Here is a 7,703-nt window from a genome sequence, read left to right as displayed (position 1 = left end):
ATGAAAAAAATACTATATCTAGTCGCTGTACTTGCATTTTTTGCTTGCAAAGATGAAAAAAAGACGACTCCAACAGAAGAAAAAAAAGAAGTTACAATTAGTAAAGAAGTCATTGACGAGGAAGAAGAAGAGTTGCCTATTTTGACTGGCGTACAAACTCGGAAAGCTATTTCGGAAGCGCCGTACGATACTTGGTTTGGACCAACGTATGCCACCTATCCAGCAGATAAGGAAACAGCCGAAAAAGTACAACCTTTATTAGCTGATGTAAATGTAAAAATATTTATGGGAACTTGGTGCGAAGACAGTCAAAGAGAAGTACCACATTTTTACCGAATTTTAGATCTGATGAAAATCAACGAGAAAAAAATAGAATTGATTACGGTTGATGAAGACAAAATGACACCAGAACATTTGGAAGATGGTTTTGACATTACAAACGTTCCGACTTTTATTTTTTATAAAGATGGAAAAGAAATCAACCGAATTGTGGAATCGCCAGTGACTTCTTTAGAAAAAGATATGCTAAGCATTTTATCTGGTGAAGACTATAAACATATTTATGTTGAATGACATGAATCTGAGTTTAATATAACGTTCGCAAAGAAATCACAGATAGAAATCTTGCAAGGACTTTCTAACGAAGCTGTAAACAATGAATTACACTATGTATTGTGCCAGTACTTTTAGTCCCACCACAACCAAATTCCGTTCATTTCTTTAATCATTAATTTTAAATTTTCAACTTCTCCAACTCCTTGGTCAACCGAGTCAGGGCAGAATTCATAGACTTCTTTAGAAAAGGCATCTAAATCAGAAGGCAGTTTTTTAAATTCGAGTTCGAGCCAATCTCTTCCACAACCAATAACAGTCAATCCGAATTTATCATTCCATTCTGATATTTTTGCAACTATATCTTCATTTTCATAATCGTGATTAATTCCGTCTGTTCTTCTATATCGTAAAATATCAAGTTCATTCGTCCCTTTAATTACTCCAATACTTTTAGAATCTTCTTCTCCAGTAAATACGAATATTAAATAGCCTTTTGTTCTAAATTTCTCTTTTAACTTTTTTACGATCGAGTTAGCTTTTTCTTCCGAAATATTTGAGTGAATTCCGTTGTAAAACTTATCTAAAACATCAGCAGTTTCTTGGTCGATTGAAGGAAGTTGAATTAATTCGTTTTTAGTCTCTTTTTTCAGTTCTTCCATAAGTTCGATATTGAAATCTAACTTATTCACTAATTTGGTTTCTTTAGGTGTGAGGTTTTTTGCTCCGCATCCAAAGAATGATAAAACTCCCATAAGTATAACTATTTTTTTCATTCAGTTTTGTTTTTCTCGTATTAGCTATAACAGTTTTGTGTATGATTTCGTTGCGTGTTTCAGGAACTAAATTAGCAAATACAAACCGAATAAAAAATCCGCGAAGATTTTCGCAAGTAAGCGAGTACTAGCAATGAATTATACACGGTGTTGCAACTGGCTTTTATTCAAAAATATCGTATCCAATTTCTTTAATTCCTAAAAAATCTTGTTTAGATTTCCGTTCAATTATAATTCCGTTTTTTTCTAATTCGCGTAATAGCTTTTTCAACACTTTAATTCTCGGTTTTTGACTTAACAACCAAGTTAGGTCAGAAACTGGTGCACCGTTCAATTTCATTAGATTTATTGGCGTAATAACTATTCTTTTGTCAGATTTTTTGAGAGCATTTATCAATTCCGAAAGTAATTCTACGGATAGTTCTTCATGTTCAATTCTGGAAACATTAGGGTATTTTTTCCAATCAGGAATAGATTCCGATTCGTTAGTTTTTAAATCGACTTTATTTTCGAAATTCAATAATCCTTCCAATAAATTTTCATCTTCAATGTAAAATACTTCAGGACAAGCTTCTTTTGGTTTCGTTCCAACAACAATTAGTTGACCTAATCTAAAATCAGGATTCGCTTTCCAAATTCGCTCAAGTTCATTTAATATTTTCGGTATTCGATTCGTATCTCTCAATTTCGTATTCGTGGTTTTTTAGCTTTTGCCAACACATGTATAACAAGAATTCCTGTTATTTTTACTGTAACCAAATCTAAATTAATTCCATATAAAATCAAATTAAAAAGTACGATTTCACAATGTTGTGTTTCAACCAATTTTAATAAAACACACTTGTTAGACTACGAAAAAAGTAAAAACTTCATAAAATGTTTGTTTTTAACACACACCAATTGAATTTAAATTGTGCTTCAAAACGAAGTTCTAACACATAATTCGGGATAAAGCGTAATTCTTTGTAGCTTTGCATGCACAAAATAGGAAGTTGAATAGTTATGAAAGAAAGTTTACTTATTGCTGTTGATTTTGATGGCACTGTTGTAGATGATGCGTATCCTAAAATTGGTGCTCCGAAAATCTTTGCGTTTGAAACATTGAAACGCTTAGAACAAGATGGACATCGGTTGATTTTATGGACGTACAGAAGCGGACGAAAATTAGACGAAGCTGTTGCGTTTTGTAAAGATAACGGAATTGATTTTTACGCAGTTAATAACAGTTACCCAGAAGAAGTTTTTGAAGGCAAAGTAAGTAGAAAGATCAATGCAGACTATTTTATTGACGATAGAAATATTGGTGGATTTATCGGTTGGGGCGAAGTATATCAACTACTTACCAACGGAGCGCCAGAATTAACATTAAAAAAGAAAAAAGGATTGTTTTCCTTTCTCAAGAAATGATTATACCAAAAACACGAGAAGAAATTGAATTAATGCGCGAAAGTGCATTGATTGTTTCCAAGACTTTAGGAATGGTTGCCAGCGAAATTAAACCTGGCGTTACAACGTTGTATTTAGATAAATTGGCAGAAGAATTTATTCGCGATCACAACGCAATTCCTGGCTTTTTAGGATTGTATAATTTCCCAAATACGCTTTGTATGAGTCCAAACGCACAAGTTGTACACGGAATTCCGAATAGTACACCTTTGGAAGAAGGCGATATTATTTCGGTAGATTGTGGCGCTATTAAGAATGAATTTTATGGCGATCATGCGTATACGTTTGCAGTTGGAGAAATTGATCCTGAGACAGAAAAATTATTGCAAGTAACCAAAGAATCATTGTACGTTGGTATTCGCGAATTTAAAGCAGGAAATCGCGTTGGTGATGTTGGGTTTGCCATTCAAAAATATACAGAAGCACACGGATACGGAGTTGTGCGCGATTTGGTTGGTCACGGATTAGGAAAGAAGATGCATGAAGACCCGAATATGCCAAACTTTGGACGTCGCGGACGTGGAAAAAAATTCATTGAAGGAATGGTTGTTGCCATTGAACCGATGATTAATATGGGCGTAAAAGACATTAAGTTTTTACGTGATGGTTGGACCGTTTTAACGAAAGACGGAAAACCAAGTGCGCATTTTGAACATGATGTTGCTTTGGTAAACGGAAAACCAGAATTATTGTCTACGTTTAAATATGTCTATGAAGCTTTAGGCATTGAAAGTGATGAAGAAGACGAATTTAGACAGGCATAAACACATAAAACCCTTTATTTTGAACAAATTACGACTAAGTTGCCTTTTTACTTTTTTGATTGCTTTTTCAGCGAATGCACAAGATGCTGAAGAAATAGATTGTTCAGATGTAAAAACGGGCGTATTTTTTATACCAAGTGATGATGTTGTTTCGTTTTCTACTAAAATAGTTCGCACAGAAAACTTCCAAAGAGAATATATAAGCGATGGTACAGAACGAACTTCACGCTTAAAATGGTTGAGCGATTGTACGTATATTATGCTTCCAGATGAAAAGAAAGAAGGAGAAGATCCTAGTGAAAGTTTGATGCGTCAATATGGTGGCATTGAAATAACGTATGTGAAAAGAAAAGGAGATACTATTTATTTTACTGCAAGACCACATAAAATGAAAGGTTCATTTGATGATTTGTTTTATATGATTAAAAAAGAATAATTCAGCTACACTTGAAAAAACTCTTTAAATATATATTGAATACCATTCCAAGACCGCTTTTAATTAAGATGAGTTATTGGGTGCGTCCTTTGATTGCTTTTGCGATGAAAGGCAGTAAATTTACCGATCCGATTGATGGAAAGAGTTTTCGATCTTTTTTATCGTATGGATATGCGGTAAATCGTGATAATGCATTGTCGCCAAGCACACTATCGTTAGAACGTCACCGACTGTTATGGTTGTATTTACAACGTGAAACAGATTTCTTTACCAAACCACAAAAAGTATTACATTTTGCGCCTGAACAAGCGTTTTATAAGCGTTTTCGCAATCAGAAGAATTTAGAGTATACGACGACTGATTTGTTTTCGCCTTTGGCAGATGTGAAAGCTGATATTTGCGATTTACCTTTTGGAGATAATTCGTTTGACACTATTTTATGCAATCACGTGTTGGAACATATTCCTGATGATACGAAAGCCATGCAAGAGTTGTATCGGGTTTTGAAACCTGGTGGAATGGCGATTCTACAAATTCCGCAAGATTTACGTCGCGAAATTACTTTTGAAGACGATTCTATTACAGATCCGAAAGAACGCACTAAAATCTTTGGTCAGTACGATCATGTGCGTGTGTACGGTCGTGATTATTTTGATAAACTCCGAAGCATCGGATTTACCGTAAAAGAAGAAGATTATACTACAAAATTCTCTCCCGAAGATATTGAAAAATACTGTTTGATGAAAGGTGAAATTATTCCTGTTTGTTTTAAGTAATAGTTTTAAAATCTTAGTATTGAATTTATACAAAAAAGCCACTAAGAATTTATACTTAGTGGCTTTTCATAGTATTTATTTAAAATTGATGACGTTTAGCAGTCAGGCAATCCAGCTCTGAAACCTTCAATTGTAATAGTACCTGCTCCAAGTTGTTGCATTAGCAATAAACCTGCAGATGTCTTTAAAAATTCGGCTCCTGTATTAATACACTTCACATCAGGATTTGGAGCATATTGCCACACATACCAAGGTTGCCCAAGATATAGGTAGTCATTTATAGGATTGTTTAAGTTGTAATCAGCAAAAAAGTTAAAAATATCATACAGTACATCAGGATTAGCTGTTAAGTAACTATAATTTGTAGGTGACAGATTTTGCATTTCATATAGCCACTCAATAAAAGAATCTAAAAAAGCTTGCTTATGTATATGATCTTCTTCTGATGTTTGGCTAAAAGGATTTGTAATTGAATATCCTAATTGCGTCACATACACTTGATTGTAATAATTAATTATTTCACCTTTAAGGGCAGGAAAGCCATTTACATTGAATATATAGAAAGGAAACAGGTTGCCATTGCTTGTAATATAATATAGATCATTATAATCATTGGTAAGTGGAATTATTGTCATAGGTGAACTTAATTCTATCCACTGACCATTACTATACACATACCACTCCGGAAACATTGCAGCTAAGACTTCTATTGGTGCTGGTCCTCCTACTCCACCATATCCCCAACCACAATAGGAAGCTACTACACTTGGTGCGTTTCCATTCCAGTTATAATTACAAAGTACACTTTTAGGTGCTTTGCTTGGTTTGTTTGAAGGTTTTGGAGAATAGTAGCCATACTTTGCATTATTGCTATTGTCTATATTTCCTTTTGAATCAAAATATATGAGCTGCGTTGCGCCTATTTGTAAATGATTATTCAAATTTTCTTTTTCATTAAAATTCAAGGTCAAATAGGTATGTAACTCTAGTTTTTGCTTCGTGTTTTCACTAGGCATATTTACTGCGAAGATATACGATGTTGTACCATCCGTTTTGTTACCGACCAATACATTGTCTACATCAACCTGCAAACCGTTTATATTATGCTTGGCTGTAAGTTCACCTGACTCCTCTGAAATAATTCCTTTAATATGTTTTATACTGTTAGACAGCTGATTAGACAGTAGCGTATTATTAATTTCTGATAATGATTTGATTGACAGATTTGTTAATTTGGCTTCAACAGTTTCAATGTTTTCAGTAGCTTCAAAAGTTTCCTCTAAATCATCACTACATGAAAATGTGGCAAAAAACATTACTGCTATTACTATATAATTTATCTTTTTCATATTTATATTTTTTTTGTGGTGCTTACTTCCTTTTTTTGAGTCGATTCTTCAGCTTTGTCCGACTTTTCACGCTTAACAGTTTCTTCTAAAATGACTACCAAGATTCATCGTTTTCGAAAAAACTAATTTTGGCAACTGCACATAAAATTGCATTAAACATAAAATGCTCAGTAATCATTTGTACAATTTTAGAAATTGTTTTTTAGCAAATTCCTACAGGTTCACAAGAAATACTTGGAATACATATTTCCGTTGGTGGACATTGATCGGTGTACGGACAACCTAAAGCCGTTTGACAGGTTCCTGTGAGCGCTCCACAGTTTGTATCTGCATCCGCAAAATTAGATAATGTACCGCGAGTTCCTCCTTTTAATTGTTCCGTAGAAAGACTAGAAACCGTTTTTTTGCGTAATCGAAGTCTTTTGTAATTTAATCGTTTCTTTTTCATGGTTTTTCATTTTAAACATTAGGTATATAATATAATTTTATTTAGGATTAATCCTTTATAAAAAAACCTCACTAATTTTACTTTAAAACCCTAGTTAACTATTAATTAACATATGAAAATTACGTTTTTACTGATTAAGTTCTGAAACTCTTTAGTATGCAATTTTTGAATACGTCTATTCCCTACTTTATATCATTAATTTTCATCTTGATGAAACATGAAGTGCATGAAAAATCTAACTAAGAAATCTTCTTATAAAAACAAAAAGACCTCATCATACGATGAGATCTTTTCCACTAAAGAAAGTTAATCATGCTTCCTTTTTTTAAAAACTAGATTTTTGGTCGGTTGTTTTAGTTTTTACTTTTAAATACTTTACCCCTTTTTACTAATCCATTACTTTGGAAAGTTTGATGGTTTCGCCACACATATCACTTGTGATTTTGAAAATAACATCTCCCTTTTTACCCTTGCTTGCCCAATGTACCGTTTTACCAACTTTACAAGAAATACTTGTTTTGCTTCCTTTGTTTAAGGTTACATATCCTGTTCCTGTGTAAATTGAAATTTTATTTTTTGTATCGTTGATTAGTGAAAAACTACTTCCGTAGCTTTCATTTGTCGTTTCTACTGCTGTTGCTGTCGTTTCTGTAATTGGTGAGAACGAAAGTGCTGTAAATACACTAATGGCAATGATGATTAGTTTCATAAAAGCTTCTATTTTTTGTTTCGAGTGTAAATATATAATAGATGTAAAACCAAACCTTGTATCATTTGCTAAAATGTAGCTTTGAGTTTCTGAAATGTAGATTTGAACAAACGATCGGAATGAAGTTGTTTTTCAATCCGATCGTATTTTGACTATTAATTTAACGGTTTGATATTACTATTTAAGCGTCCAATTAATTACTATGACACGAAACTACTATTTGTACGCATTGGAATACGAAGTTAGTTTCTGAAAGTTAGCTTTGAACTGCTAAAACACTAAAAAATCCTACAAGTATTAAAACTCGTAGGATTTCCGCAATACTATAAACTATAAGTTATTGCTTGGTAAAACTTTTGGTGATCTGTGTCCTTTCTACCGAAGTGTTATAAATTCCTAAGGAAAATATCACGCTGCTGTTTTTATACTGATTATAGTCATTCATAA

Annotated in this window: 10 protein-coding genes; 5 read left to right on the top strand and 5 right to left on the bottom strand. The window is 33.1% G+C overall.

Annotated features, from left to right (window positions below):
• Window positions 1-573 (top strand): thioredoxin family protein (locus tag AB8B65_RS06530; RefSeq protein ID WP_405300062.1); only part of this gene is annotated, 573 nt, incomplete at its 5' end.
• 113 nt (window positions 574-686) lie between these two features.
• Here AB8B65_RS06530 and AB8B65_RS06525 read toward each other — a convergent pair.
• Both AB8B65_RS06525 and AB8B65_RS06520 read right to left on the bottom strand, forming a co-directional pair.
• The gene (locus AB8B65_RS06525; protein ID WP_405300061.1) at window positions 687-1,328 is read right to left on the bottom strand and encodes a DUF4253 domain-containing protein; all 642 of its coding nucleotides are present in this window, start codon (window positions 1,326-1,328) and stop codon (window positions 687-689) included.
• 163 nt (window positions 1,329-1,491) lie between these two features.
• Window positions 1,492-2,013 (bottom strand): hypothetical protein, encoded by a 522-nt coding sequence (locus tag AB8B65_RS06520; protein ID WP_405300060.1) that lies wholly within the window; start codon window positions 2,011-2,013, stop codon window positions 1,492-1,494.
• A gap of 317 nt (window positions 2,014-2,330) precedes the next feature.
• Between AB8B65_RS06520 and AB8B65_RS06515 the strand changes: the two genes are divergently transcribed.
• The 4 genes from AB8B65_RS06515 to AB8B65_RS06500 are packed head-to-tail and all read left to right on the top strand — an operon-like array spanning window position 2,331 to window position 4,750.
• Complete coding sequence (locus AB8B65_RS06515) at window positions 2,331-2,735, top strand: BT0820 family HAD-type phosphatase (protein ID WP_405300059.1); 405 nt, start codon at window positions 2,331-2,333, stop codon at window positions 2,733-2,735.
• A complete protein-coding gene (gene map, locus AB8B65_RS06510; RefSeq protein WP_405300058.1) occupies window positions 2,732-3,538 on the top strand; it encodes a type I methionyl aminopeptidase in 807 nt (268 codons plus the stop codon). Before AB8B65_RS06515 ends, map begins: the two co-directional genes overlap by 4 nt.
• 19 nt (window positions 3,539-3,557) lie before the next feature.
• On the top strand, window positions 3,558-3,974 hold the full coding sequence (locus tag AB8B65_RS06505; protein ID WP_405300057.1) for a hypothetical protein: 417 nt from the start codon (window positions 3,558-3,560) through the stop codon (window positions 3,972-3,974).
• An 11-nt stretch (window positions 3,975-3,985) separates the two neighbouring features.
• Window positions 3,986-4,750: a class I SAM-dependent methyltransferase gene (locus AB8B65_RS06500; protein ID WP_405300055.1), complete on the top strand. Its 765-nt coding sequence runs from the start codon at window positions 3,986-3,988 to the stop codon at window positions 4,748-4,750.
• Window positions 4,751-4,845: 95 nt separating this feature from the next.
• Here the strand turns inward: AB8B65_RS06500 and AB8B65_RS06495 are convergent, their stop codons facing one another.
• The 3 genes from AB8B65_RS06495 to AB8B65_RS06485 form a co-directional block, all read right to left on the bottom strand.
• Entirely contained in the window at window positions 4,846-6,099 is a 1,254-nt protein-coding gene (locus tag AB8B65_RS06495; RefSeq protein WP_405300054.1) for a hypothetical protein, read from the bottom strand.
• Between the two features lie 202 nt (window positions 6,100-6,301).
• Complete coding sequence (locus AB8B65_RS06490; protein ID WP_405300053.1) at window positions 6,302-6,547, bottom strand: class I lanthipeptide; 246 nt, start codon at window positions 6,545-6,547, stop codon at window positions 6,302-6,304.
• A 388-nt stretch (window positions 6,548-6,935) separates the two neighbouring features.
• Window positions 6,936-7,256 (bottom strand): hypothetical protein, encoded by a 321-nt coding sequence (locus tag AB8B65_RS06485; RefSeq protein WP_405300052.1) that lies wholly within the window; start codon window positions 7,254-7,256, stop codon window positions 6,936-6,938.
• Between the last annotated feature and the right edge of the window lie 447 nt (window positions 7,257-7,703).

This window comes from Kordia sp. (genome assembly GCF_045105435.1).
In the GTDB taxonomy this organism is placed as follows: Bacteria; Bacteroidota; Bacteroidia; order Flavobacteriales; family Flavobacteriaceae; genus Kordia.
This window is presented reverse-complemented; position numbering and strand designations above follow the sequence as displayed.

Bases quoted from the DNA above. Each gene is read 5' to 3' on its own strand.
- AB8B65_RS06525 (WP_405300061.1), bottom strand. From the start codon at position 1,328: ATGAAAAAAATAGTTATACTTATGGGAGTTTTATCATTCTTTGGATGC.
- AB8B65_RS06515 (WP_405300059.1), top strand. From the start codon at position 2,331: ATGAAAGAAAGTTTACTTATTGCTGTTGATTTTGATGGCACTGTTGTA.
- map (WP_405300058.1), top strand. From the start codon at position 2,732: ATGATTATACCAAAAACACGAGAAGAAATTGAATTAATGCGCGAAAGT.
- AB8B65_RS06495 (WP_405300054.1), bottom strand. From the start codon at position 6,099: ATGAAAAAGATAAATTATATAGTAATAGCAGTAATGTTTTTTGCCACA.
- AB8B65_RS06490 (WP_405300053.1), bottom strand. From the start codon at position 6,547: ATGAAAAAGAAACGATTAAATTACAAAAGACTTCGATTACGCAAAAAA.
- AB8B65_RS06485 (WP_405300052.1), bottom strand. From the start codon at position 7,256: ATGAAACTAATCATCATTGCCATTAGTGTATTTACAGCACTTTCGTTC.